Origin of the sequence: Pseudomonas sp. UW4, assembly GCF_000316175.1 — a bacterium.
GTDB classification, from domain to species: Bacteria; Pseudomonadota; Gammaproteobacteria; order Pseudomonadales; family Pseudomonadaceae; genus Aquipseudomonas; species Aquipseudomonas laurylsulfatiphila.
In genome coordinates this window covers 664,410-687,996 of sequence record NC_019670.1, presented here as the reverse complement: position 1 = coordinate 687,996, position 23,587 = coordinate 664,410, and the positions used below count along the sequence as shown (strand labels likewise).

General features: G+C 61.1%; 24 protein-coding genes. 17 read left to right on the top strand and 7 right to left on the bottom strand.

Going from position 1 to position 23,587, the window contains the following annotated elements:
* Nucleotides 1-12: 12 nt before the first annotated feature.
* A complete protein-coding gene (locus PPUTUW4_RS03035) occupies nucleotides 13-1,362 on the bottom strand; it encodes an aspartate aminotransferase family protein (RefSeq protein ID WP_015093348.1) in 1,350 nt (449 codons plus the stop codon).
* A gap of 138 nt (nucleotides 1,363-1,500) precedes the next feature.
* Here PPUTUW4_RS03035 and PPUTUW4_RS03030 point away from each other — a divergent pair, with 138 nt between their 5' ends.
* The 6 genes from PPUTUW4_RS03030 (at nucleotide 1,501) to PPUTUW4_RS03005 (ending at nucleotide 8,062) form a co-directional block, all read left to right on the top strand.
* A complete protein-coding gene (locus PPUTUW4_RS03030) occupies nucleotides 1,501-2,421 on the top strand; it encodes a LysR family transcriptional regulator (RefSeq protein WP_015093347.1) in 921 nt (306 codons plus the stop codon).
* A 199-nt stretch (nucleotides 2,422-2,620) separates the two neighbouring features.
* Complete coding sequence (locus PPUTUW4_RS03025) at nucleotides 2,621-3,271, top strand: TetR/AcrR family transcriptional regulator (protein WP_015093346.1); 651 nt, start codon at nucleotides 2,621-2,623, stop codon at nucleotides 3,269-3,271.
* An 18-nt stretch (nucleotides 3,272-3,289) separates the two neighbouring features.
* The gene (locus PPUTUW4_RS03020) at nucleotides 3,290-3,871 is read left to right on the top strand and encodes a YigZ family protein (protein ID WP_015093345.1); all 582 of its coding nucleotides are present in this window, start codon (nucleotides 3,290-3,292) and stop codon (nucleotides 3,869-3,871) included.
* A gap of 581 nt (nucleotides 3,872-4,452) precedes the next feature.
* A complete protein-coding gene (locus PPUTUW4_RS03015) occupies nucleotides 4,453-6,018 on the top strand; it encodes an ABC transporter ATP-binding protein (RefSeq protein WP_015093344.1) in 1,566 nt (521 codons plus the stop codon).
* Nucleotides 6,019-6,029: 11 nt separating this feature from the next.
* Nucleotides 6,030-7,136: an ABC transporter permease gene (locus PPUTUW4_RS03010; protein ID WP_015093343.1), complete on the top strand. Its 1,107-nt coding sequence runs from the start codon at nucleotides 6,030-6,032 to the stop codon at nucleotides 7,134-7,136.
* Entirely contained in the window at nucleotides 7,136-8,062 is a 927-nt protein-coding gene (locus tag PPUTUW4_RS03005; RefSeq protein ID WP_015093342.1) for an ABC transporter permease, read from the top strand. The genes PPUTUW4_RS03010 and PPUTUW4_RS03005 overlap by 1 nt, the downstream gene beginning before the upstream one ends.
* Here the strand turns inward: PPUTUW4_RS03005 and PPUTUW4_RS03000 are convergent.
* Complete coding sequence (locus tag PPUTUW4_RS03000) at nucleotides 8,059-8,550, bottom strand: hypothetical protein (protein WP_015093341.1); 492 nt, start codon at nucleotides 8,548-8,550, stop codon at nucleotides 8,059-8,061. The genes PPUTUW4_RS03005 and PPUTUW4_RS03000 overlap by 4 nt on opposite strands.
* A gap of 79 nt (nucleotides 8,551-8,629) precedes the next feature.
* Here PPUTUW4_RS03000 and PPUTUW4_RS30005 point away from each other — a divergent pair, with 79 nt between their 5' ends.
* From PPUTUW4_RS30005 to PPUTUW4_RS02990, 3 genes are all read left to right on the top strand, one after another.
* On the top strand, nucleotides 8,630-8,788 hold the full coding sequence (locus PPUTUW4_RS30005; RefSeq protein ID WP_015093340.1) for a hypothetical protein: 159 nt from the start codon (nucleotides 8,630-8,632) through the stop codon (nucleotides 8,786-8,788).
* Nucleotides 8,789-8,807: 19 nt separating this feature from the next.
* The gene (locus tag PPUTUW4_RS02995) at nucleotides 8,808-9,497 is read left to right on the top strand and encodes an SDR family oxidoreductase (RefSeq protein WP_015093339.1); all 690 of its coding nucleotides are present in this window, start codon (nucleotides 8,808-8,810) and stop codon (nucleotides 9,495-9,497) included.
* Nucleotides 9,498-9,756: 259 nt separating this feature from the next.
* Complete coding sequence (locus PPUTUW4_RS02990; protein WP_015093338.1) at nucleotides 9,757-11,115, top strand: 8-oxoguanine deaminase; 1,359 nt, start codon at nucleotides 9,757-9,759, stop codon at nucleotides 11,113-11,115.
* Between the two features lie 200 nt (nucleotides 11,116-11,315).
* Here the strand turns inward: PPUTUW4_RS02990 and PPUTUW4_RS02985 are convergent, their stop codons facing one another.
* Nucleotides 11,316-11,561 carry a hypothetical protein gene (locus PPUTUW4_RS02985; protein ID WP_041474771.1) on the bottom strand — a complete coding sequence of 82 codons (246 nt, stop codon included), beginning with the start codon at nucleotides 11,559-11,561 and terminating at the stop codon, nucleotides 11,316-11,318.
* 101 nt (nucleotides 11,562-11,662) lie between these two features.
* Between PPUTUW4_RS02985 and PPUTUW4_RS02980 the strand changes: the two genes are divergently transcribed.
* From PPUTUW4_RS02980 to PPUTUW4_RS02970, 3 genes are all read left to right on the top strand, one after another.
* On the top strand, nucleotides 11,663-12,745 hold the full coding sequence (locus tag PPUTUW4_RS02980; RefSeq protein ID WP_015093337.1) for a BMP family ABC transporter substrate-binding protein: 1,083 nt from the start codon (nucleotides 11,663-11,665) through the stop codon (nucleotides 12,743-12,745).
* Between the two features lie 144 nt (nucleotides 12,746-12,889).
* Nucleotides 12,890-13,855, top strand: a complete 966-nt coding sequence (locus tag PPUTUW4_RS02975; RefSeq protein ID WP_015093336.1) for a 2-oxoglutarate and iron-dependent oxygenase domain-containing protein — start codon at nucleotides 12,890-12,892, stop codon at nucleotides 13,853-13,855.
* An 82-nt stretch (nucleotides 13,856-13,937) separates the two neighbouring features.
* Nucleotides 13,938-14,891 (top strand): adenosine deaminase, encoded by a 954-nt coding sequence (locus tag PPUTUW4_RS02970; RefSeq protein ID WP_015093335.1) that lies wholly within the window; start codon nucleotides 13,938-13,940, stop codon nucleotides 14,889-14,891.
* 71 nt (nucleotides 14,892-14,962) lie between these two features.
* Here the strand turns inward: PPUTUW4_RS02970 and PPUTUW4_RS02965 are convergent, their stop codons facing one another.
* Complete coding sequence (locus PPUTUW4_RS02965; RefSeq protein WP_015093334.1) at nucleotides 14,963-15,697, bottom strand: helix-turn-helix transcriptional regulator; 735 nt, start codon at nucleotides 15,695-15,697, stop codon at nucleotides 14,963-14,965.
* A gap of 315 nt (nucleotides 15,698-16,012) precedes the next feature.
* Nucleotides 16,013-16,942, bottom strand: a complete 930-nt coding sequence (locus PPUTUW4_RS02960; RefSeq protein ID WP_041474976.1) for a LysR family transcriptional regulator — start codon at nucleotides 16,940-16,942, stop codon at nucleotides 16,013-16,015.
* Between the two features lie 121 nt (nucleotides 16,943-17,063).
* Between PPUTUW4_RS02960 and PPUTUW4_RS02955 the strand changes: the two genes are divergently transcribed.
* Together PPUTUW4_RS02955 and PPUTUW4_RS30000 are read left to right on the top strand one after the other, a co-directional pair.
* Nucleotides 17,064-18,077, top strand: a complete 1,014-nt coding sequence (locus tag PPUTUW4_RS02955; protein WP_015093332.1) for a zinc-binding alcohol dehydrogenase family protein — start codon at nucleotides 17,064-17,066, stop codon at nucleotides 18,075-18,077.
* Between the two features lie 250 nt (nucleotides 18,078-18,327).
* A complete protein-coding gene (locus PPUTUW4_RS30000) occupies nucleotides 18,328-18,501 on the top strand; it encodes a hypothetical protein (RefSeq protein ID WP_007971850.1) in 174 nt (57 codons plus the stop codon).
* Between the two features lie 8 nt (nucleotides 18,502-18,509).
* Here the strand turns inward: PPUTUW4_RS30000 and PPUTUW4_RS02950 are convergent, their stop codons facing one another.
* Nucleotides 18,510-19,706, bottom strand: a complete 1,197-nt coding sequence (locus tag PPUTUW4_RS02950; RefSeq protein WP_015093331.1) for a multidrug effflux MFS transporter — start codon at nucleotides 19,704-19,706, stop codon at nucleotides 18,510-18,512.
* A gap of 90 nt (nucleotides 19,707-19,796) precedes the next feature.
* A complete protein-coding gene (locus PPUTUW4_RS02945; RefSeq protein ID WP_007996466.1) occupies nucleotides 19,797-19,994 on the bottom strand; it encodes a cation transporter in 198 nt (65 codons plus the stop codon).
* A 148-nt stretch (nucleotides 19,995-20,142) separates the two neighbouring features.
* Here PPUTUW4_RS02945 and PPUTUW4_RS02940 point away from each other — a divergent pair, with 148 nt between their 5' ends.
* From PPUTUW4_RS02940 to cueR, 3 genes are all read left to right on the top strand, one after another.
* A complete protein-coding gene (locus PPUTUW4_RS02940) occupies nucleotides 20,143-20,526 on the top strand; it encodes a hypothetical protein (protein ID WP_015093330.1) in 384 nt (127 codons plus the stop codon).
* A gap of 190 nt (nucleotides 20,527-20,716) precedes the next feature.
* Complete coding sequence (locus PPUTUW4_RS02935; protein ID WP_015093329.1) at nucleotides 20,717-23,110, top strand: heavy metal translocating P-type ATPase; 2,394 nt, start codon at nucleotides 20,717-20,719, stop codon at nucleotides 23,108-23,110.
* The gene (cueR, locus tag PPUTUW4_RS02930) at nucleotides 23,107-23,520 is read left to right on the top strand and encodes a Cu(I)-responsive transcriptional regulator (RefSeq protein ID WP_015093328.1); all 414 of its coding nucleotides are present in this window, start codon (nucleotides 23,107-23,109) and stop codon (nucleotides 23,518-23,520) included. Before PPUTUW4_RS02935 ends, cueR begins: the two co-directional genes overlap by 4 nt.
* Nucleotides 23,521-23,587 lie beyond the last annotated feature (67 nt).

Below are 23,587 nucleotides of genomic sequence, written 5' to 3'. Positions count from 1 at the left end.
TAGAAGGAGAAATCAGTCGATCTTGCCCAGCACTTCGCCGACCGCGTCGAACAGACGATCCAGGTCCTGCGGCTTGCTGTTGAAGGTTGGGCCGAACTGCAGGGTGTCGCCGCCGAAGCGGACATAGAACCCGGCTTTCCACAGCGCCATGCCGGCTTCGAACGGACGCACGATCGCGTCGCCGTCACGTGGAGCGATCTGGATCGCACCGGCCAGGCCGAAGTTGCGGATGTCGATAATGTTCTTGGTGCCTTTGAGGCCGTGCAACGCATTCTCGAAATGCGGTGCGACGTCGGCCACGCTCTGTACCAGGTTTTCCTTTTGCAGCAGGTCGAGTGCTGCCAGGCCCGCCGCGCACGCCACCGGGTGTGCCGAATAGGTGTAGCCATGGGGGAATTCAACCGCGTACTCAGGCGTCGGCTGATTCATGAAGGTCTGGTAGATCTCGGAGCTGGCAATCACCGCGCCCATCGGGATCGCGCCGTTGGTGACTTGCTTGGCAATGCACATCAGGTCCGGGGTCACGCCGAAGGTGGTGGCGCCGAACATGGTGCCGGTACGGCCGAAACCGGTGATCACTTCGTCGAACACCAGCAGGATGTTGTGCTGGTCGCAGATTTCACGCAGACGCTTGAGGTAACCCTGCGGCGGAACCAGCACGCCAGCGGAACCGGCCAATGGCTCGACGAATACCGCCGCGATGTTCGATGCATCGTGCAGTTCGATCAGCTTGAGCAGTTCGTCAGCCAGGGCGATGCCACCCTGCTCCGGCATGCCACGGGAGTAGGCGTTGCTTGCCAGCAGAGTGTGCGGCAGGTGGTCGACGTCCATCATCGCCTGACCGAACAATTTGCGGTTGCCGTTCACGCCGCCGAGGCTGGTGCCCGCGATGTTCACACCGTGGTAGCCACGGGCACGGCCGATCATCTTGGTTTTGGTCGACTGGCCCTTCAAGCGCCAGTAGGCACGGACCATCTTCACCGCGGTGTCAGCACACTCGGAACCCGAGTCGGTGAAGAACACGTGGTTCAGGTTGCCCGGGGTCAGGTCGGTGATTTTCTCGGCCAGCTGGAACGACAGCGGATGACCGTACTGGAAGCCTGGCGAGTAATCGAGCGTGCCCAGTTGCCTGGCGACCGCTTCCTGGATTTCCTTGCGGGTGTGCCCGGCGCCACAGGTCCACAGGCCCGACAGCGAGTCATACACCTTGCGCCCCTTGTCGTCGATCAGCCAGCTGCCTTCGGCGCCAACGATCAGGCGCGGGTCGCGCTGGAAGTTGCGGTTGGCGGTGTAAGGCATCCAGTGAGCATCGAGCTTGAGCTGGCTGGCCAGCGAAGTCGGGGCGTTTTCAGGCAAGTTCATGGGCAAAACCTCGCAAGGCAGTAAGCGGCGTAAGGATTGAAAACCGTTGTTGCAGCTAAATTGCCACGGGGATAAAGTCTGTGAAATGCAACTCTTCTAATGTTCAGTCAGCCAATCACTAAACTTTGAGTAACCCGCATGAGCGCTCGCCGTCCCGATCCGCTGGCCCAGGTCAGCGACTTTGATATTCGCCTGCTGAGGATCTTTCGTAGCGTGGTGGAATGCGGCGGCTTCTCCGCGGCGGAAACCGTGCTGGGCATTGGTCGTTCAGCGATCAGCCAGCAGATGAGCGATCTGGAGCAACGCCTCGGCCTGCGCCTGTGCCAACGTGGACGCGCCGGTTTTTCCCTGACCGAGGAAGGTCGCGAGGTCTATCAATCGGCGTTGCAACTGTTGAGTGCGCTGGAAAGCTTCCGTACCGAGGTCAACGGCCTGCACCAGCACTTGCGTGGTGAATTGATCATTGGTCTGACGGACAACCTGGTCACCCTGCCCCACATGCGCATCACCCATGCCCTCGCGCAGTTGAAAGAGCGCGGCCCGGACGTGCAGATCCAGATCCGCATGATCGCGCCCAATGAGGTCGAACAAGGCGTACTCGACGGCCGTCTGCACGTCGGCGTGGTGCCGCAGGCAAGCGCACTGTCGGGGCTGGAGTACCAACCGTTGTATAGCGAACGCTCGCTGCTGTATTGCGCGGTCGGCCATCCGCTGTTTTATGTCGACGACAAACAACTGGACGACGAACGCCTGAACAGTCAGGACGCCATCGCACCCACCTTTCGATTGCCAGCGGAGATCCAGGCCCACTACCAGGCGCTCAATTGCACCGCCAGCGCCTCGGACCGCGAAGGCATGGCCTTCCTGATCCTGACCGGACGCTATATCGGTTATCTGCCGGATCACTATGCGAGTCTTTGGGTACAGCAGGGCCGGTTGCGAGCGTTGAAAGCAAAAACGCGCTTCTATGACCTGAGCCTGGCCTCGGTCACACGCAAGGGGCGTCGCCCGCATCTGGTGCTGGAGAGCTTTCTCGAGAGCCTGGCCGCGACGCGTTGAATTGCATATTTGAAGAAGTCCTGTGGGAGCGAGCCTGCTCGCGAAAGCGGTGTGTCAGCTGCATTGATATCGACTGATGTTCCGTCTTCGCGAGCAGGCTCGCTCCCACAGTAGATTGGTTTGCCCCAAAGACTTGTGTGTAGCCTGCGGGTACGTTATCAACACTCTGGCCGTCCCACCCACCAGTTCGGAAGTGCTTATGACCTTTGAAGTCCCAGCCCATGGCGCAAAACCCGCCAGCCGCATTCGTCAGAAGAACGAAGAGACCATCATCAAAGCCGCCGAAGACGAGTTCGCCCGTCACGGGTACAAAGGCACGAGCATGAACACCATCGCCCAGAACGCCGGGCTGCCCAAGGCAAACCTGCATTACTACTTCACCAACAAGCTCGGTTTGTACGTGGCGGTGCTGAGCAACATCATCGAGTTGTGGGACAGCACCTTCAACACCCTCACGGCCGAGGATGATCCGACCGAGGCCTTGACCCGTTACATTCGCGCCAAAATGGAGTTCTCCCGCCGCCAGCCGCAAGCCTCGCGGATTTTCGCCATGGAAGTCATCAGTGGCGGTGAGTGCCTGACCGAGTATTTCAACCAGGACTATCGCGCCTGGTTCCAGGGCCGTGCGGGCGTGTTCCAGGCCTGGATCGACGCCGGTAAAATGGACCCGGTCGATCCGGTGCACCTGATCTTCCTGTTGTGGGGCAGTACCCAGCATTACGCCGACTTCGCCACGCAGATCTGCCGCGTCACCGGGCGCACCAGGTTGACCAAGCAAGACATGGAAGACGCCGGGAACAACCTGATCCGCATCATTCTCAAGGGCTGCGGCCTGAAACCTGCCATTTAAATAGCCATTCAGGTACGTATGCCTTTTACCCTCAGCGGTTTTTGCGAATACCGCGAAGAGATTCGCAAGAGCCGCTTCATCACCTTCGCCGCGCCGATCTCCAGCCCGGCCGAGGCCCAGGCGTTCATTGAACAGCACAGTGACTTGAATGCCTCGCACAACTGCTGGGCGTGGAAGCTCGGCGATCAATATCGCAGCACCGATGATGGCGAACCCGGTGGTACGGCAGGTCGGCCGATTCTGGCGGCAATAGAGGCACAGGATTGTGATCAGGTCGCGGTGCTGGTGATCCGCTGGTACGGCGGCATCCAACTGGGCACCGGTGGTCTCGCCCGGGCCTATGGCGGCGGTGCGAACAAATGCCTGCAAGCGGCGCCAAAGGTTGAGTTGATCAGCCGGGTGCCGTTGCGATGCGCTTGCGGGTTTGCCGAGTTGGCGTTGGTCAAGCTGCGGGTGGCGGAGGCAGGTGGACTGGTTGTGGATGAAAGCTTCACCGCCAATGGTGTCGAGTTGCAGTTGGCGGTAGGCGATGCGCAGATCGATACCTTGCAGTCACAGCTGGCCGATTTGAGTCGTGGACGTATTCTCTTGCAGCGCTGAAAACAAGCGCAAAAGATCGCAGCCTTCGGCAGTTCCTACACGGAATCGTGCTGCGATCTTTTGGGGCACGCCGCTTTTCCACTTATTCCATATTTGCCCACATCTGCTGTGCACCCGGCTGTGGATAACCTGAGCACATACCGCTGTAACCCTTCTGTCATGCGGCTTTGCGGACTTTGCTCAATTTTCGTCCAATCTGCTATCAAGCACATCAAATTCAAGCAAAAACAAACAGTTACGGCGATTTATCACCTTTAGAAGAAAGCCACCCAGTGCTTATGCCCATGCCTTGAGCTTGCGCACAAATACTGTGGAGCAATCTGTGGATAACCCGTTCATGGCCGTCTCGGCACCCTGCACGGTATGGGTTGTGGTCGATTGATCATTTTTTGAGCAAAAGCCCACGAGCAAAATCGGGGCTTGATTTGCACCCTTGCCCCCATGTGGTGCCGGGCTCTGCGTGGCTCATTTGAAAGCTGCGTAATCAACGCCTCTGCTCGAAGGACTTCGACGTTTTCCTGACCTAGTGGCCAGAAAATTGCTTTATCCACAGGCACAAGTCCAACAGCACCGAGCCTGTCATGCCCAATCACGCTCCAATCGCGGATCCGGTTCCGCGCCTGCAACTGCACGGAATCAGCAAACGCTACCCCGGTTGCCTGGCCAACGATGCCATCGACCTGACCATTGCCCCTGGCGAGATCCATGCCCTGCTTGGGGAAAACGGCGCGGGCAAAAGCACACTGATGAAAATCATCTACGGCGTCACCCAGGCCGATTCGGGCGAGGTGATCTGGCAAGGTCAGCGAGTAAGCCTGCGCAACCCGGCCCAGGCGCGAGGCCTGGGCATCGGCATGGTGTTCCAGCACTTCTCGCTTTTCGAAACCTTGAGCGTGGCGCAGAACATCGCCCTGGCCATGGGCGCAGCGGCAGGCACACCCAGACAACTTGAGCCAAAGATTCGCGAGGTGTCCCGGCGCTATGGCATGGCGCTGGAACCGGAGCGACTTGTCCACAGCCTGTCGATTGGGGAACGGCAACGGGTGGAAATCATTCGCTGCCTGATGCAAGACATCCGCCTGTTGATTCTCGATGAACCGACTTCGGTGCTGACGCCGCAAGAGGCCGACGACTTGTTCGTCACCCTGCGCCGGCTCGCCGCCGAGGGCTGCAGCATTTTGTTCATCAGCCACAAGCTCGGGGAAGTCCGCGCGTTGTGCCAGAGCGCGACGGTACTGCGCGGCGGGCGCGTGACCGGACATTGCGTGCCAGCCGACTGTACGGATCGGCAACTGGCGCGCCTGATGGTCGGTGAGGCGGCGCAGCTGAACGCAAACTATAGGAAGGTGACCGGGGGTGATGCGTTCCTTGATGTACGCGGATTGTCCTGGCACAACCCGGACCCGTTCGGGTGCTCGCTCAAGGACATCAATCTTGAAGTGCGCAGCGGTGAAATCGTCGGTATCGCCGGTGTCGCGGGCAATGGCCAGGACGAACTGCTGGCTTTGCTCAGCGGCGAACAACGCCTCAATCGCAACGAAGGCGCAACCCTGCGCTTTGGCCAGGAACCGGTTGCCCATTTACACCCCGACGCACGTCGCAGACTTGGCCTGAGCTTCGTCCCTGCCGAACGCCTGGGCCATGGCGCGGTGCCAGCGTTGAGCCTGGCAGACAACGCGCTATTGACCGCTTTCCAGCAAGGACTGGTGAGTAAGGGTCTGATCCGGCGCAGTAGAGTCGAAGTGTTGGCCGAGGAAATCATCCGCCGTTTCGGGGTCAAGACACCCGATAGCCAGACCCCGGCCCGCAGCCTGTCCGGCGGCAACCTGCAAAAATTCATCCTCGGCCGGGAAATCCTTCAGCAACCCAAACTCCTGATCGCCGCGCACCCGACCTGGGGTGTGGACGTCGGCGCGGCCGCCACCATTCACCGCGCCTTGATTGCCTTGCGCGATGCCGGCGCGGCGATCCTGGTGATTTCCGAAGACCTCGACGAACTGTTCCAGATCTGCGACCGCCTTGGCGCCTTGTGCAGCGGTCGCCTGTCGGCACTGAACGCCACGGTCGATACGCGCCTGAGCGATGTCGGCGGCTGGATGGCCGGCCAGTTCGCTGCCCCTCAATCACTCGCATCCGCCACGCGCTAACGGAGTGTCACATGCTGCTTTCTCTTGAACCCCGTGGCCAGCAATCGCGGCTGATGCTGTGGTGCTCGCCGTTGCTGGCGGCTGCGCTGACCCTGGGCTGTGGATCATTGTTGTTCATCGCGCTCGGGCATGACCCGCTGTTGACCTTGCATACGCTGCTGATCGCGCCGGTCAGCGACCTGTATGGCGTCTCTGAATTGTTGGTCAAAGCCCTGCCGATTCTGCTGTGCGCATTGGGCCTGGCCGTCGCCTACCAGGCGCGCATCTGGAACATCGGTGCCGAAGGTCAACTGCTGCTCGGTGCATTGGCCGGCAGTGCGCTGGCGGTCAACATCATCGATCTGCAAAGCCGCTGGGCGCTGGTGGCGATTCTGCTCACCGGCACCCTGGCCGGTGCTGCCTGGGCCGGCCTGACGGCGTGGTTGCGCACACGCTTCAACGCCAATGAAATCCTGACCAGCATCATGCTCAACTACATCGCGCTGAACCTGTTGCTGTTCTGCGTTCACGGTCCGTTGAAGGATCCCGCCGGGTTCAACTTCCCCGAGTCAGCGATGTTCGGGGATGCCAGCCGCTTGCCGCTCTTGATGGAGGATGGACGGGTTCACGCCGGGGTGTATTTCGCCCTGCTGGCATTAGTGGCGGTGTGGGTGCTGTTGCAGAAAAGCTTTGTCGGCTTCCAGATCAAAGTGCTCGGGCTGGATAAGCGGGCCGCCGGTTTCGTCGGTTTTCGCGAGAAGCGCCTGATCTGGCTCGCGCTATTGATCAGCGGCGGTCTGGCCGGCCTTGCCGGTGTGTGCGAAGTCACCGGGCCGATCGGTCAGTTGGTGCCGCAGGTCTCGCCGGGCTACGGCTATGCGGCGATCACCGTGGCGTTTCTCGGCCGCCTGAATCCGCTCGGGATCCTGTTTTCCAGCCTGTTGATGGCGCTGCTGTACATCGGCGGCGAAAGCGCACAAATGAGCCTGAACCTGCCGCAAGCGATCACCCAATTGTTCCAGGGCATGATGCTGTTTTTCCTGCTGGCCAGTGACGTGCTGATTCTCTACCGGCCACGCTTGAACCTGCGCTGGAACCGTCGTGCCCAAGCCACCGCCGTACACGCAGGAGCGTTGTGATGGATATCGATCTGCTGAGCAATATTTTCTACGCCATGGTCCGCTGCGGTACGCCGTTGTTGTTGGTGGCGCTGGGGGAACTGATCTGCGAGAAAAGCGGCGTCCTCAACCTGGGCCAGGAAGGCATGATGCTGTTTGGCGCGGTGATCGGTTTCATCGTCGCGTTCAACACCGGGCACCTGTGGCTCGGCGTATTGCTGGCGATGTTCGCCGGGATGCTGCTGTCATCGCTGTTTGCTCTGGTGGCGCTGGTATTCAACGCCAATCAGGTGGCCAGCGGTCTGGCCCTGACGATTTTCGGCGTGGGCCTGTCGACCTTTGTCGGTGCGGCCTGGGTCGGCAAGCCGCTGGCAGGTTTCGAACCCTTGGCGATTCCCTATCTGAGCCAGATCCCGCTGATCGGGCGGATGCTGTTTGCCCAGGACCTGTTGGTCTATCTGTCGTTCGCACTGTTTACGCTGGTGGCCTGGGTCATTCTGAAAAGCCGTGTCGGGCTGATCATTCAAGCCGTCGGGGAAAATCCCGCTGCCGCCAGTGCCATGGGTTTGCCGGTGTTGTCAGTGCGTACGTTGGCGGTGTTGTTTGGTGGCGCGATGGCCGGTTTGGCCGGTGCCTATCTGTCCCTGGCGTACACCCCGATGTGGGCGGAGAACATGAGCGCCGGGCGCGGCTGGATTGCCTTGGCGCTGGTGGTGTTCGCCAGTTGGCGGGTGTGGCGCCTGCTGCTCGGCGCGTACCTGTTCGGGCTCGCCAGCATCCTGCACCTGGTGGCGCAGGGATTGGGGCTGGCGATTCCGTCGAGCCTGCTGGCGATGCTGCCGTATGTCGCGACCATAGTAGTGCTGGTGCTGTTGTCACGGGATGCGCTGCGGACACGGTTGTATGCGCCGGTGTCGTTGGGGCAGCCGTGGCAGGCCGGGCATTAGGCTGTGCCTGTTCGGTCCTCTTCGCGAGCAAGCCCGCTCCCACATTTGACCGAGTTCACACCCATCCCATGTGGGAGCGGGCTTGCCCGCGAAGGGGCCCGAACAGGCAACACCTGAGCCACGCCCCACGCCAATTCAAACACCAGAAAAACCACAAGCAATGAACTCGCCCCCTGGATCAGGGCATAAGCCTGCCAGGCCGAGAACAGGAATCTGGCCACGGCGTCATACCGTCCGAAAACCTGCTGCGGATCACGAATCCGCAGCACCGCCCACACGCAGACGATCGAGCCCAACAGGTTCGCCATCAACATGTGTACCGGTTCGAACGGTGGCAGCTCACCCGGCAAACTCAACGACTGGCTCAGCGCAGTCAAAACCCCATGCAACGCCGCAAAACTCCACGGCGTGACAAACGCCATCGTCACCAACAAGTCGTACCAGGCACTACCTTGCACCAACCGGCGATATTGCGTTGTAGTCCACATCGTCATTGCTCCATCAATTCAGGGAGCAACAAGGCTAAAGCCTGGAGTATGCTCCAAGGTCAAGCCCCTTCGAGACGTCATGATGCGCATCGGTGAATTAGCCCGGGCCAGCGCCGTCACGCAACGGCTGCAAGACAAACTCAAACTGATCGAAGCCCGCATGGCCGAACTCGGCGCGCTACGCGAAGAGTTGCAACAACGGCTCGGGCAACAGTGTCCATTGAATCCACGATCCTGAATTTTCAAGGAAGCCACTCATGTCCAAGGTAAAAACCGCACTCATTATCGGCGCCTCCCGGGGGCTTGGTCTCGGGCTGGTGAAAACCCTGCTGGCCGATGGCTGGCAAGTCACCGCCACCGTGCGCGACCCGCAAAAAGCCGAGGCCTTGCAGGCCCTGGGCAAGGTGCGGATCGAAAAGCTCGACATGGACGATCAGCAAGAGGTGTCTGCCCTGGGCCAACAACTCAAGGGTGAGGTGTTTGACCTGTTGTTCGTCAATGCCGGGGTCAAGGGGCCGGATGTCCAGACACCCAACGGTGGCGCGACGATGGCCGAGGTCGGCCAGCTGTTTTTCACCAATGCCGTGGCGCCGATCAACCTGGCCCAGCGTTTTGTCGAACAGATCCGTCCGGACAGCGGCGTGCTGGCGTTCATGAGTTCGGTGCTGGGCAGCGTGACCATGCCCGATGCACCGGAGCTGGCGCTGTACAAGGCCAGCAAGGCAGCACTCAACTCCATGACCAACAGCTTCGTCACTCAGTTGGGCGATACAACGCTCACTGTCCTGTCGCTGCACCCGGGCTGGGTGAAGACCGACATGGGCGGTGAAGGCGCGGACATCGACGTCGAAACCAGCACGCGCGGCCTGGTCGATCAGGTGAATGCGTATGTCGGCAAGGGCGGACACCACTTCATCAATTACCGGGGTGAGACCATTCCCTGGTAAACGCCACCAACACACTACCCTGTGGGAGCGGGCTTGCCCGCGATGACGGCGGCACAACCAACAACGATTTGACTGACACACCGCTATCGCGAGCAAGCTCGCTCCCACAGGGTTTTTTGTTGTCCTGTCGGGCCGGGCTTGCCCATAACGGCGTTTTGATCGAAACTGCCCACCTCGCCTCCCCGGCGAACCTGGATCAGCAGACAGGGCAACACTGAGCTGGCAACCCTGAACCCAACTTTCAGAGGAGCCGGCCAACATGCCTGCGACCCGTACCTGGTTAAAAAATCCCCTCGCCATTTTCACCTCCAACGGTCTCGATGCCCGTGGCGGCCTGGTGCTGCAAGACGGCTTGATCGTCGAGGTACTCGGCGCCGGTCAACAACCATCCGCGCCGTGCAATGAAGTGTTCGATGCTCGCGAGCATGTGATCCTGCCGGGCCTGATCAACACCCATCACCACTTCTATCAAACCCTGACCCGCGCCTGGGCGCCGGTGGTCAATCAGCCGCTGTTTCCATGGCTGAAAACCCTGTACCCGGTCTGGGCACGCCTGACCCCGGAAAAACTCGCCCTCGCCACCAAGGTCGCACTGGCCGAATTGCTGCTGTCCGGCTGCACCACCGCCGCCGACCATCACTACCTGTTTCCGGAAGGTCTGGAAAATGCCATCGACGTGCAAGTCGAGAGCGTTCGCGAACTGGGCATGCGCGCCATGCTCACCCGCGGCTCCATGAGCCTCGGCGAAAAGGACGGTGGCCTGCCGCCGCAACAGACGGTGCAGGAAGGCGAAGTGATCCTCGCCGACAGCCAGAGACTGATCGCCGAGTACCACGAACGCGGTGACGGCGCGCAAATCCAGATCGCCCTGGCACCGTGCTCGCCGTTCTCGGTGACCCCGGAAATCATGTCGGCCAGCGCCGAACTGGCGAACCAACTCGACGTGCGCCTGCACACCCATCTGGCAGAAACCCTCGACGAAGAAGATTTCTGCCTGCAACGCTTCGGCCTGCGCACCGTGGATTATCTGGACAGCGTCGGCTGGCTCGGCCCGCGTACCTGGCTGGCCCATGGAATCCACTTCAACCCGGACGAGATCGCCCGCCTCGGCGCCGCCGGCACCGGTATCTGCCATTGCCCGAGCTCGAACATGCGCCTGGCCTCGGGCATCTGCCCGAGCATCGATTTGACTGACGCCGGCGCCCTGCTGGGTCTGGGCGTGGACGGTTCGGCCTCCAACGATGCCTCGAACATGATGCTCGAAGCGCGCCAGGCCCTGTACATCCAGCGCCTGCGCTACGGCGCCGAGAAGATCACCCCGGAACGCGTGCTCGGCTGGGCGACCAAAGGTTCGGCCAGCCTGTTGGGCCGTACCGATATCGGTGAACTGGCGGTGGGCAAGCAGGCCGACCTGGCGCTGTTCAAGCTCGATGAACTGCGCTTCTCCGGTAGCCATGATCCGGTCTCGGCCCTGCTGCTGTGCGGCGCCGATCGCGCGGACCGGGTGATGGTCGGCGGCAAGTGGCGGGTGATTGACGGGGAGGTCGAGGGGCTGGATCTGAAGGGCTTGATTGCCGATCACAGCCAGGCGGCGCGACAGTTGATAGCAGGGACCTGATACAACACCGATCAAAACTGTGGGAGCGGGCTTGCTCGCGAAGGCGGCGTGTCAGTCGACATATTCTGTGTATGACACACCGCTATCGCGAGCAGGCTAGCTCCCACATTGGTTTTGTGGGGGCCTTCAGAGTCCCAGCAGCGACACCATGATAAACGTCGCAAACAACACGAAATGAGTCATGCCTTCGATGGCGTTGGTTAGGCCGCGACGATGAAGGCGATCAACGCCAACAGCAGGAAGCCTTCTTGCTTGAGGGTGGTGAGCATGGCGAGCCTTTTTGCCGAGTGGTGCCGATGAGCTACGGACTGCGGGGTGACGTTAACGTTTCGTTTTACCTTAGCGCACCAGAGGGTGGCGTGAGGTTGGTCAGATGCACCGCGTTGGTTCTGGTGTTGAAAAAGATCGCAGCCTTCGGCCGCTTCTACAGAGCTACGCGAAGCCATGCAGGAGCGGCCGAAGGCTGCGATCTTTTAATTTTGTTGTCCGGTTGGTCAGCCATTTGCATTGCCCCTGCCAACCACAGAACAAAATGGAGCTCCAGTTCATGCACAACCGTCCGTTGAAGAAGCTGCTTTGCGCCGTTACCGCCGCCATCGGCCTGAGCGCCAGCCTGAGTGCCAGTGCCAACGACCCGCTGAAAGTCGGCTTCGTTTACATCGGCCCGATCGGCGACCACGGCTGGACGTATCAGCATGAACAGGGACGCAAGGAGCTCGCGGAAAAATTCGGCCCGCAGATCACCACCAACTATGTGGAGAACGTGGCCGAAGGGGCCGACGCCGAGCGGGTGATCCGCAACATGGCCAAGGACAAATATGACCTGATCTTCACCACCTCCTTCGGCTACATGAACCCGACCGTGAAAGTCGCCAAACAGTTTCCCCAGGTGACCTTCGAACACGCCACCGGCTACAAGCAGGACAAGAACCTCGGCACCTACCTGGCACGCACCTACGAAGGTCGCTACGTCGGTGGCTTCCTCGCGGCAAAGATGACCAAGACCAGGAAGATCGGCTATGTCGCCTCGTTCCCGATCCCGGAGGTGATCCGCGACATCAATGCCATCCAGCTGGCCTTGAACAAGTACAACCCCGGTACCGAAATCAAGGTGGTGTGGGTCAATTCCTGGTTCGACCCGGGCAAGGAAGCGGATGCCGCCAACGCCCTGATCGACCAGGGCGTGGACGTGGTGTTCCAGCACACCGACAGCCCGGCGCCAATCCAGGCCGCCGAACGTCGCGGCGTGTATGCCGTGGGCTACGCTTCGGACATGGCGCACTTCGGGCCGAAGGCGGTGCTGACCTCCATCGTCAACGACTGGGGTCCGCACTACATTCAGGCAGCCCAAAGCCTGATCGATCATGACTGGAAGTCCCAAGACTACTGGGGCGGCTTGAAAGAAGGCACGGTTGAGCTGCCGATCAGCGACCTGGTGCCGGCTGCGGTGAAAAGCGAAGCCGAACAGCTCATCGCCAATATCAAGAGCGGTACGCTGCAGCCGTTCACCGGGCCGATCAAGGATCAGGCCGGCGTCGAAAAAATCCCGGCGGGCGTGAGCGCGACCACGGCGGAGCTGGCGTCGATGAATTACTACGTGGAAGGCATGAAGGCTGAAATACCGAAGTAACACTTCAACCACCACACAACCCCCTGTGGGAGCGGGCTTGCTCGCGAATGCGGTCTGTCAGACAACGGAGATGTTGGATGTACCTGCCTTTTCGCGAGCAAGCCCGCTCCCACATTGGAACCATAGTGTTTTCAAGGATTGCGCATGACCAGCCTCCCCATCATCGACATCGCACCGCTCTACAGCGACGACCAGAAAGCCTGGTCAGCCGTGGCCGCACAAATCGACCACGCCTGCCGCGAGTGGGGTTTCTTCTACATCAAGGGCCATCCAATCAGTGCCGCGCGCATCGACGCCCTGCTCGACCACGCCAAACGCTTCTTCGCCCAACCCACTGCCGAAAAACTCAAGATCGACATCACCCAGACCCGTCACCATCGCGGCTACGGCGCCATCGCCACCGAACAGTTGGACCCGAGCAAGCCCAGTGACCTCAAGGAAACCTTTGACATGGGTCTTCACCTGCCGGCCGGCCACCCTGATGTACTGGCGGAAAAGCCCTTGCGCGGCCCCAATCGCCATCCGTCCCTGCCCGGTTGGGAAGCGCTGATGGAGCAACACTACGTCGACATGCAGGCCCTCGCACAAACGCTGTTGCGGGCAATGACCATTGCGCTGGGGATTGAGCGCGATTTCTTCGACACTCGCTTCAATGACCCGGTCAGTGTGTTGCGCCTGATCCACTACCCGCCGCGTCACACGGCCAGCTCCACCGAGCAGCAAGGCGCCGGCGCCCATACCGACTACGGCTGCATCACCCTGCTCTATCAGGACGCCGCCGGTGGCTTGCAGGTACGCAACGTCAAAGGTGAATGGATCGACGCGCCACCCATCGACGGTACGTTCGTGGTCAACCTCGGCGACATGATGGCGCGCTGGAGCAACGACCGTTACCTGTCGACGCCGCACCGGGTGATCAGCCCCCTGGGCGTGGATCGTTATTCGGTGCCGTTCTTCGCCGAGCCGCACCCGGATACCCGCATCGAATGCCTGCCCGGTTGTCAGGATGCACTGCACCCGGCGAAATACCCGGCCACCACCTGCGCCGGGTTCCTGCTCTCGCGCTTCGCCGATACCTACGCCTATCGACGGGAACAGGAAGCTGGGTGATGAACCGCCTGGTCAGGTTTTACCAATTGTTGCGGCAACCCTCTGTAGAATGGCGACCATTGCACCTGATGAGAAAAGAATCATGTATGACTGGCTGAACGCCCTGCCCAAGGCAGAATTGCACCTGCACCTGGAAGGTTCGCTGGAACCCGAGCTGTTGTTCGCCCTGGCCGAGCGCAACAAGATTGCCTTGCCATGGAGCGACGTCGAAACCTTGCGCAAGGCGTATGCCTTCAACAACCTGCAAGAGTTCCTCGACCTGTATTATCGGGGGGCCGATGTGCTGCGCACCTCCCAGGATTTCTATGACCTGACGTGGGCGTACCTGCTGCGCTGCAAAGAGCAGAACGTGATTCACACCGAACCGTTCTTCGACCCGCAGACCCACACCGACCGTGGCATCCCGTTCGAAGTGGTGCTCAACGGCATCGCCGCCGCGCTGAAGGATGGCGAGCAGCAGCTGGGTATCACCAGCGGTTTGATCCTGAGCTTCCTGCGCCATCTGAGCGAAGACGAAGCACAGAAAACCCTCGACCAGGCCCTGCCGTTCCGCGATGCGTTCGTCGCCGTGGGCCTGGACAGTTCCGAGATGGGCCACCCGCCAAGCAAGTTCCAGCGCGTGTTCGACCGTGCCCGTCACGAAGGCTTCCTGACCGTCGCCCACGCCGGTGAAGAAGGCCCGCCCGAGTACATCTGGGAAGCCATCGACCTGCTGAAAATCCAGCGCATCGACCATGGCGTACGCGCCATCGAAGACGAGCGCCTGATGCAGCGGATCATTGACGAGCAGATCCCGCTGACCGTATGCCCTCTGTCGAACACCAAGTTGTGCGTGTTCGATCACATGTCGCAGCACAACATTCTCGACATGCTGGAACGCGGGGTGAAAGTGACCGTGAACTCCGATGATCCGGCGTACTTCGGCGGTTATGTCACTGAGAACTTTCATGCCCTGCACACCCACCTGGGCATGACCCAGGACCAGGCCAGACGCCTGGCGCAGAACAGCCTCGATGCGCGGTTGGTGAAACCCTGAAGGCAAACCTTGTAGGCGCTGGCTTGCCGGCGATGCTGGATGGGAGGCCGCCATCGCCGGCAAGCCGGCGCCTACAGTGCCATTTCCAGGTCGGTTTCCAGGGCAAAGCGATGAATTTCCCGTTGCCCGGAGGCCGTCACCTGCAAGGCTCGGGAATCGTTGGGCAGGCTCAGCCACCCCGACTGCATGAACAGCTGCAACAAGGCCGCACCCAGCGAGCCGCCCATGTGCGGGCGTCTTTCGCTCCAGTCAGGGCACGCGCAGGCAACCCTGCCGTTGTGATGGGCCAGCGCCTGGATGAACACTCCCCGTGCCGCCAACTCCGTCGCGCCCTTGAGCGTGACCGTGACCCGCTGATCCGAATGTTCGATCCAGCCCGCTTCCAGCAGTCGCTGATACAGGTCGGCGGACAGGGTACCCCCCAAGTGATCGTCGCACAGCCGGGCACTCAGCAATGACGAGCGCACTGCCCGGGGTTTGACCAGTGGCGCATTGCGCTTGAACACCTCCGGAATATCCTGGTGCGCGCTGGCGAAGGTCGCGCTGGCCAGCGCTTCGATTGCCGCCCCGACCTCGGGGGCAGCCAGGCGGAAGAAGCGTTTGCGGCCACGGATTTCAACCCTTAACAGACCTCCAGCGGACAAACGTCCCAGGTGTGCACTGGCCGAAGACTGTGACAGGCCGGCCAGTAATGCCAACTCTTCGGTTGCTCGCGCCGAACCATCCATCAAGGCCCACATCATTGCGCTGCGCTTTGGGTCAGCCAGCAATGTGGCGATCTGGCTGATGCAAGGTGCATGTTCCATGTATTCACTCCCTGTTGAATCGTTTCGTCTTCTGACCAGAAACATCTTGACCAGTAATGTGTCGTCGGCCAATCCGTGGAAACTGCCATGAATCCGGCAACGCCTTGCTCACCCATTGGCGCTGCCTGGCCGATGCCGCGAAGGTCAGAAGGATGACCGTGCTGCCGAGCCGACTCGAACGTGGACCCGCCATTGGGGCTCGACGCTACTTACATGATGAGGGCGCTAGTATATGCGGGTTGGTCGGCGGATCCTGTCCTCCGCCCGGTATAGGTGGTGATAGTTCCTGAGGGAAATTTCTCTTTTTTTGTGCGACTAATGATCAATATCCGAATAGCCCGGAAATTGACTGTTCAACAGGGCGCATCGGCTGACAAGCATTTCGCGCAACAGGTTCACCGGCTTACTCAATTGCGCGCGATGCGCGCACAACAGATTCAACGGTGCGCGCTCGCAGAGCAGTTCCGGCATCAGCACCTTCAAGCGCCCGGCCAGTACATCGGCGGCGACATCGAGCCAGGATTTGTAGGCGATCCCGGCACCGGCCACGGCCCAAATGCGAACGACATCGGCATCGTCACTGAAGCGATCGCCGCTGACGGTCAGGCTGACTTCGCGTTTGCCGTCGTGAAAACTCCAGTGATCGTGGACCCTGCTGCCGAGCATGTACAACAGGCAATTGTGCTGTGCCAGTTGCTCCAGATGCCGCGGTTCGCCGTGGCGAGCCAGATAGTCGGGAGCGGCGCACAACACCCGGCGGTTCTGTGGGGCGATGGGCAGCGCCACCAGGCTGGAGTCCTCCGGTTCACCGTAGCGCAGGGCAATGTCTACCGGCTGGCGGAACAGGTCGGCGATGCGGTCCCCCAGCAGCAGGCGCACGGTCAGTTTCGGATGTTCGCGCTGAAACTGGTCAAGCCAGGGCAACAGCAGATGGCGGCCAAAGTCCGACGGCGCCGACAGTTGCAGAACCCCGCTGACCTGGTCCTGACCGCTGGCCAGTAATCGCCGGCCCTCGTCGAGATTGCTCAAGGCCGCGCGGGCGTATTCGAGAAAGCCCTCGCCTTCGGCGGTCAGGCGCAAGCTGCGGGTCGACCGGGCCAATAGACGGGCGCCGAGTTGCCGTTCGATGCGCTTGAGCGCTGCACTGGCCGCCGCCGCCGACATGTCCATGCCCCGCGCGGCGGCGGACAGACTGCCCAGGTCCGCCGCCCGCACGAACAACTGCAAGTCATCGAAACGCATCAAGAACACCGATTATCAAAAAAACATTGAAAGAGACTGCTCTTTTAGCCGGTTTTATCTTCAGGAGAAATAGCCAATCATCTCCCCATCGAATCGCTTCTTTATTTGTGTTCAGGAGTCGCCCATGAAAGCCATTGCCTACTACGCCTCGTTACCGATCAGTGATGACAAAGCCCTGCAAGACATCGAGCTGCCGGAGCCGGTTGCCGGCCCTCGCGACTTGCTGGTGGAAGTCAAAGCCATCTCGGTCAACCCGGTGGACACCAAGGTGCGCCAGAACGTCCAACCCGAAGGCGGCGCGGCCAAGGTGCTAGGCTGGGACGTGGCTGGCGTGGTCAAGGCCGTGGGCAGTGAGGTGACGCTGTTCTCGGTCGGCGACAAGGTGTTTTACGCCGGCTCCATCGCCCGGGCGGGCGGCAACAGCGAATTGCATGTGGTGGACGAACGCATCGTCGGCCATATGCCCAAGACCCTTGGTTTCGCCGAGGCCGCCGCCCTGCCGCTCACCGCGATCACGGCCTGGGAACTGTTGTTCGAACGCCTGCAAGTGCGCGAAGGCAAAACCGACGAAGGCCAGAGCCTGTTGATCGTCGGCGCGGCAGGTGGCGTGGGCTCGATTCTGACGCAACTGGCTCACCAGCTGACGGCCCTGAAAGTCATCGGCACCGCTTCGCGTGCGCAGACCCAAAGCTGGGTGAAAGAGCTGGGTGCCGATCTGGTGATCGACCATGGCCAGCCACTGAGCGAAGCACTCAAGCGGGCCGGTGTGGATCAGGTCACCCACGTCGCCAGCCTGACCCAGACCGACCAGCACCTGGACCAACTGGTCGAGGCATTGGCGCCCCAAGGCAAGCTGGCACTGATCGATGACCCCAAGTCGCTGGACGTGACCAAGCTCAAGCGCAAGAGCCTGTCGCTGCACTGGGAGTTCATGTACACCCGTTCGCTGTTTGAAACCGCGGACATGATCGAGCAGCACAACCTGCTCAATCGCGTCGCCTGGCTGATCGATGCCGGGACACTGAAAACCACGGTGGGTGAACACTTCGGCACGATCAATGCGGCCAATTTGCGCCGTGCCCATGCCCTGCTGGAAAGCGGCAAGGCCAAGGGCAAGATTGTTCTGGAGGGGTTTTGAAACGCTGAAAAAAAACCTTTCCGGTTTCATCCTTTCTGCGTTTTTTCGTCTGCGACCGGAACGTCCCGGTCGCAGACAACCCCTGTGGACGCCCTCGAAAAGTCGTGTTTTTTTTGGTTACAAACCGTCAGTCCGACAGTTGATCCTTGTCACAATGCTGCTCGTATTCAGGACTACAATCGAATCTCCTGCGAGGCAGTCTTTTGCGTAACGTCTTTTACGAGACATCTTTTAAAAGAGGAATTCAGCTGTGAAGATCCTGATAAAAGAACTGGCAAAATCCCAGTGGCAAGTCCGCTTAGACCAGCATGCGGTGACGTTCCGCAGCGAAGCAGAAGCTCGCGCTTTCACACGTACCCTCGAAGCCCGCATCCAGGCCCCTCACCAGATCCCCATCCTCCACCCGCAGCGTGCTGCCGGCTGATTCCGGTCTCAATCCTGGGCTTGCGCCAGCGCCCGGGCATTTTGCAAACGCCGGGTGAGCAGCGCAGCGCTCACCACCAGAACTCCGCACAGGCTGATGACCATGGCCATCGGCACGGCGCTGCCATCGTGCAAAACGCCCACCAGCGCGGAGGCACCGGCAGCCACGCTGAATTGCAGGCAACCGAGCAGCGCCGACGCGCTGCCGGCCCGTGCGCCCTGCCCGCTCATCGCGCAGGCGGCGGCGTTGGGGCTGATGCAACCGAGGCTGGAAATACAGATGAACAATGGAATCAGCAGCGGCCACAGGTGGGCCGTGTGCAGAGCGCTGACAGCGAGCAGGGTCAGACCGGCCGCGAGATAAACCCACACCGCGCGCGCCAGCAAGAAGGTCGGGCCACGTTTGGCCAGCAGCCGCGCGTTGACCTGCGCCACCAGAATGAAGCCCGCCGCATTGGTGCCGAACAACCAGCCGAAATGCTCGGCCGGAACGCCGTAGAGCTTGATGATGATGAAAGGTGAACCGGCGATGTAGGCAAACATCCCGGCGATGGCGATGCCCCCGGTCAAGGCGTGGCCAAGAAATATCGGGTCGGCCAGCAACCGACCGTACTGACGCAGCGCACCCGATAGCGGTTGGCGCGGTATGTGGGCCGGCAAGCTTTCCGGCAATCCCGTGGCCACCGCCAGCCCCGCCAACGCACTGAACCCGGTCAAGGCCAGGAAGATCGACTGCCAGCCTGTGGTGTTGACCAGCAACCCACCCAGCAAGGGCGCGAGGATAGGCGCGAGCCCCATCACCAGCATCAACTGTGAAAAGACTTTCGCCGAGCCCACTGCATCACACTTGTCGCTGACCACCGCCCGGGAAATCACCATGCCCGCGCAGCCACCCAACGCCTGGACGAAACGTGCACCGATCAGCCATTCCAGATTCGGCGCATAGGCGCACGCCACCGAGGCCGCGGTGAACAGACCGACACCAGTGAGCAACGGAATGCGTCGCCCGAAACGATCCGCCACCGGGCCATAGGCCAACTGACCGATGGACAAGCCGAGGAAGTAGGCCGCCAACGTCATCTGGACGTGATTTTCGTCCGTACCAAAAGCCAGCGCCATGGCCGGGAAGGCCGGCAGGTAGAAATCGATCGCCAGCGGACCGAAAGCGCTCAAGGCGCCGAGAATCAGAATGGTACGGAAGTTCATCAGGCATCCAGTGAGGCAGGAGTCGGCAGCCCGACAGTCTAGCCGCGCATGGACGCCTTGAACATTCCGGTAGCTCGCTAACTATCAAAATCAGGCCAGTTTGACGCCATACCCCTCTTCGCTGATCGCCTCGATCACTTGCTGGGCAGTCAGCGCGCTTTCGACACCGACTTCTTTCGCCGCCAGATCGACCCGCACACTGGCTGCCGGGTCCTTGGCCTGCACGGCCTGAGTGATGGCCTTGACGCAGTGGCCACAAGACATGCCTTCAACGTTGAACACTTGCATGGGATGACTCCTTTTCCGAGGGTTGAGTCCAGTTTCGAGCTTGCCACCATGGCAAGGTCAAGTTCTGAAGATTGCTGCCGGGCTGGCAATCGGCGCTACGCTCGGCCAAGCTGCGTCCATCAATGACTCGAACTCAGGAGATTCAGCCATGCGCTGGTCGGTTTTCAGCCTGTTTGGCTTTCTCAGCCTTTTCGCCGCCGTGCCTTCGGTCAATGCTGCCGGTCAGGATTATGGCGTGCTGATCATTTCCCGCGAACGCCTGGAAGTCGCGACCAGCTGCGAGATCGGTGTGTACATCCAGGATCAATTGGCGGCGCGGCTGTTTCAGGAGCAGAGCACCTCGTTCAACCTGCCGCCCGGCATTGTCTCACTGCGCCTCAAGTTACTCCCGGGGCAGATGCCTGGTTGCAATCCGGGCATGCTCGCGCCGGGCTCGCAGAATATCCAGCTCAAGGCCGGCGATGTCCTCAAGTACCGGATCGCGATGACGCAGGAAGGGATGTACCTCAAGCGCGCCGGTCTCGGCTACTGACAAACACCCCTTGTGGGAGCGAGCCTGCTCGCGATGACGGTGGCAAATTCAACATGGATGTGACTGAAGGACCGCTTTCGCGAGCAGGCTCGCTCCCACATTTAGTCTCTGGTGAATTTCAGATTGGCACTTGACCTTGCCAGCATGGCAAGGTTGATCCTGTGGTCATCTACTACAGGGAGTGCGACCGATGTCCGAATCCACCACGTTCGACCTGCCGATTGCCGGCATGACCTGCGCCAGCTGCGCCGGGCGTGTCGAGCGCGCCTTGAGCAAAGTCATTGGCGCCAGTGCCGTCAGCGTCAACCTCGCCACTGAACAGGCTCGGGTCCAGGCACCCAGCGACAGCCTGCCAGCCCTGATGGATGCCGTGGCCAAGGCCGGCTACAGCGTGCCGCAGCAAAATCTGGAACTGAGCATCGACGGCATGACCTGCGCATCCTGCGTCGGTCGGGTCGAGCGGGCGCTGGGCAAGGTGGTGGGCGTGAAAAGCGTCAGCGTCAACCTGGCCAACGAACGCGCCCACCTTGAACTGCTCGGCCAGGTCGATCCGCAAACCTTGATCGCGGCCGTGACCAAGGCCGGTTACACCGCCAGCGTATGGGAAGCCGAACACCCGCCGGCCGACAACCAGCAACAGCGCCTGTATCGCGAACGCCTGGCCTTGATCATGGCCATTGTCCTCGCCTTGCCGCTGGTCTTGCCGATGCTGCTGCAACCGTTCGGCGTGCACTGGATGCTCCCGGCCTGGGTGCAATTCGCCTTGGCCACGCCGGTGCAATTCATCTTCGGTGCACGGTTTTACGTCGCTGCCTGGAAAGCCATACGCGCCGGGGCCGGCAACATGGATTTGCTGGTGGCCCTGGGCACCAGCGCCGGTTATGGCTTGAGTCTGTATGAATGGGCCACCGCTGCCGGGCGCATGCCGCACCTGTATTTCGAAGCCTCGGCGGTGGTGATCGCCCTGGTATTGCTGGGTAAGTACCTGGAAAGCCGCGCCAAGCGCCAGACCGCCAGCGCCATCCGCGCCCTCGAAGCCTTGCGCCCGGAACGGGCGATTCAGGTGCTCGATGGCCGTGAGCAGGAAGTCGCCATCAGCGCCCTGCGCCTCAATGACCTGGTGATGGTCAAACCCGGTGAGCGCTTCCCGGTCGATGGCGAAGTGATAGAAGGCCAGAGCCACGCCGATGAAGCCCTCATCAGTGGCGAAAGCCTGCCCGTGCCCAAACAGCCCGGCGACAAAGTCACGGGCGGCGCGATCAACGGTGAAGGCCGGTTGCTGGTGCGTACCCAGGCCCTCGGTGCGGAAACCGTACTGGCACGGATCATCCGCCTGGTGGAAGACGCCCAGGCCGCAAAGGCGCCGATCCAGAAACTGGTGGATAAAGTCAGCCAGGTGTTCGTGCCCACCGTGCTGCTGATTGCCCTGGCAACCCTGATCGGCTGGTGGCTGTATGGCGCGCCGATGGAAACAGCGCTGATCAACGCCGTCGCGGTGCTGGTGATCGCCTGCCCTTGCGCACTGGGCTTGGCCACTCCGACAGCGATCATGGCCGGCACCGGTGTGGCGGCACGCTACGGGATTCTGATCAAGGACGCCGAAGCCCTGGAGCGTGCCCATGAAGTCAGCGCGGTGGTATTCGACAAGACCGGCACCCTGACCTCCGGCGCCCCGCGCATTGCTCATCTGAGTGCCATCGACGGCAATGAAGCGAGCCTGCTGCAACTGGCCGGCGCCCTGCAACGCGGCAGTGAGCATCCACTAGCCAAGACTGTTCTGGATGCCTGCGCCGAACGCCACTTGAAGGTGACCGACGTCAGCGACAGCCAGTCCCTGACCGGCCGCGGCATTGCCGGCACACTGGAGGGGCGTCGTCTGGCTCTGGGCAATCGTCGCCTGCTGGAGGACAGCGGCTTGAACGCCGGACCGTTGGCCGACTCGGCAATCGCGTGGGAACAAGAAGGCCGGACCTTGTCCTGGCTGATCCAACAATCCCCCGCCCCCCAGGTGCTGGGCCTGTTCGCCTTCGGTGACACCCTCAAGCCCGGCGCGCTGCAAGCGGTGCAGCAACTGAGCACACGGAACATCAGCAGCCACCTGCTGACGGGCGATAATCGCGGTAGCGCCAAGGTGGTGGCCGAGGCGCTGGGCATCCAGGACGTGCATGCCGAAGTGTTGCCGGCGGACAAAGCCGCGACGGTCGCCGCACTGAAAGAAACCGGCGTGGTGGCGATGGTCGGCGACGGCATCAATGACGCCCCGGCACTGGCCGCCGCCGACATCGGCATCGCCATGGGTGGCGGCACCGACGTCGCCATGCACGCGGCCGGCATCACCCTGATGCGCGGCGATCCGCGACTGGTACCGGCTGCATTGGAGATCAGTCGCAAGACTTACGCCAAGATTCGGCAGAACCTGTTCTGGGCCTTTGTCTATAACCTGATCGGCATTCCGCTGGCGGCGTTTGGCTTCCTCAATCCGGTGCTGGCCGGTGCAGCCATGGCGCTGTCGAGCGTCAGCGTGGTGAGCAATGCGCTACTGTTGAAAACCTGGAAACCCAAGGACCTGGAGGACAACCGATGAACATCGGCCAAGCGGCCCGCCACAGCGGCCTGAGCGCAAAGATGATCCGTTACTACGAATCCATCGGCCTGCTCAAGGCGGCCCATCGCACCGACAGCGGTTATCGAGTGTATGGCGATGACGATCTGCACACGCTGGCGTTCATCAAGCGCTCGCGGGACCTTGGGTTTTCCCTGGAGGAAGTCGGCAAGTTGCTGACCCTCTGGCAAGACCGCCAGCGCGCCAGCGCCGATGTGAAGGCTTTGGCCCGTCAGCATATCGATGAACTGAACCGGAAGATCCGTGAACTGGGGCAGTTGCGCGATACGTTGCAGGATCTGGTTGAGCACTGCCATGGCGATCATCGGCCGGATTGCCCGATTCTGAAGAATCTGGAGTCGGGGTGCTGTGCCACCCCGGCCCGCGCGTGATTGCAGGGCACCGCAAAACCCTGTGGGAGCGAGCTTGCTCGCGATAGCGGTGTATCTGATACATCAA

What these genes read in the sequence shown, in the direction of transcription:
- PPUTUW4_RS02985 (WP_041474771.1), bottom strand. Translation starts at nt 11,561, where the DNA reads ATGGCTTCGCGTAGCTCTGTAGAAGCGGCCGAAGGCTGCGATCTTTTT.
- PPUTUW4_RS02935 (WP_015093329.1), top strand. Translation starts at nt 20,717, where the DNA reads ATGTCCGAATCCACCACGTTCGACCTGCCGATTGCCGGCATGACCTGC.
- PPUTUW4_RS03000 (WP_015093341.1), bottom strand. Translation starts at nt 8,550, where the DNA reads ATGTGGACTACAACGCAATATCGCCGGTTGGTGCAAGGTAGTGCCTGG.
- cueR (WP_015093328.1), top strand. Translation starts at nt 23,107, where the DNA reads ATGAACATCGGCCAAGCGGCCCGCCACAGCGGCCTGAGCGCAAAGATG.
- PPUTUW4_RS02940 (WP_015093330.1), top strand. Translation starts at nt 20,143, where the DNA reads ATGCGCTGGTCGGTTTTCAGCCTGTTTGGCTTTCTCAGCCTTTTCGCC.
- PPUTUW4_RS02945 (WP_007996466.1), bottom strand. Translation starts at nt 19,994, where the DNA reads ATGCAAGTGTTCAACGTTGAAGGCATGTCTTGTGGCCACTGCGTCAAG.
- PPUTUW4_RS02995 (WP_015093339.1), top strand. Translation starts at nt 8,808, where the DNA reads ATGTCCAAGGTAAAAACCGCACTCATTATCGGCGCCTCCCGGGGGCTT.
- PPUTUW4_RS02965 (WP_015093334.1), bottom strand. Translation starts at nt 15,697, where the DNA reads ATGGAACATGCACCTTGCATCAGCCAGATCGCCACATTGCTGGCTGAC.
- PPUTUW4_RS03030 (WP_015093347.1), top strand. Translation starts at nt 1,501, where the DNA reads ATGAGCGCTCGCCGTCCCGATCCGCTGGCCCAGGTCAGCGACTTTGAT.
- PPUTUW4_RS03010 (WP_015093343.1), top strand. Translation starts at nt 6,030, where the DNA reads ATGCTGCTTTCTCTTGAACCCCGTGGCCAGCAATCGCGGCTGATGCTG.
- PPUTUW4_RS30005 (WP_015093340.1), top strand. Translation starts at nt 8,630, where the DNA reads ATGATGCGCATCGGTGAATTAGCCCGGGCCAGCGCCGTCACGCAACGG.
- PPUTUW4_RS02980 (WP_015093337.1), top strand. Translation starts at nt 11,663, where the DNA reads ATGCACAACCGTCCGTTGAAGAAGCTGCTTTGCGCCGTTACCGCCGCC.
- PPUTUW4_RS02990 (WP_015093338.1), top strand. Translation starts at nt 9,757, where the DNA reads ATGCCTGCGACCCGTACCTGGTTAAAAAATCCCCTCGCCATTTTCACC.
- PPUTUW4_RS03020 (WP_015093345.1), top strand. Translation starts at nt 3,290, where the DNA reads ATGCCTTTTACCCTCAGCGGTTTTTGCGAATACCGCGAAGAGATTCGC.
- PPUTUW4_RS03025 (WP_015093346.1), top strand. Translation starts at nt 2,621, where the DNA reads ATGACCTTTGAAGTCCCAGCCCATGGCGCAAAACCCGCCAGCCGCATT.
- PPUTUW4_RS02970 (WP_015093335.1), top strand. Translation starts at nt 13,938, where the DNA reads ATGTATGACTGGCTGAACGCCCTGCCCAAGGCAGAATTGCACCTGCAC.
- PPUTUW4_RS02955 (WP_015093332.1), top strand. Translation starts at nt 17,064, where the DNA reads ATGAAAGCCATTGCCTACTACGCCTCGTTACCGATCAGTGATGACAAA.
- PPUTUW4_RS03035 (WP_015093348.1), bottom strand. Translation starts at nt 1,362, where the DNA reads ATGAACTTGCCTGAAAACGCCCCGACTTCGCTGGCCAGCCAGCTCAAG.
- PPUTUW4_RS03005 (WP_015093342.1), top strand. Translation starts at nt 7,136, where the DNA reads ATGGATATCGATCTGCTGAGCAATATTTTCTACGCCATGGTCCGCTGC.
- PPUTUW4_RS03015 (WP_015093344.1), top strand. Translation starts at nt 4,453, where the DNA reads ATGCCCAATCACGCTCCAATCGCGGATCCGGTTCCGCGCCTGCAACTG.
- PPUTUW4_RS02975 (WP_015093336.1), top strand. Translation starts at nt 12,890, where the DNA reads ATGACCAGCCTCCCCATCATCGACATCGCACCGCTCTACAGCGACGAC.
- PPUTUW4_RS02950 (WP_015093331.1), bottom strand. Translation starts at nt 19,706, where the DNA reads ATGAACTTCCGTACCATTCTGATTCTCGGCGCCTTGAGCGCTTTCGGT.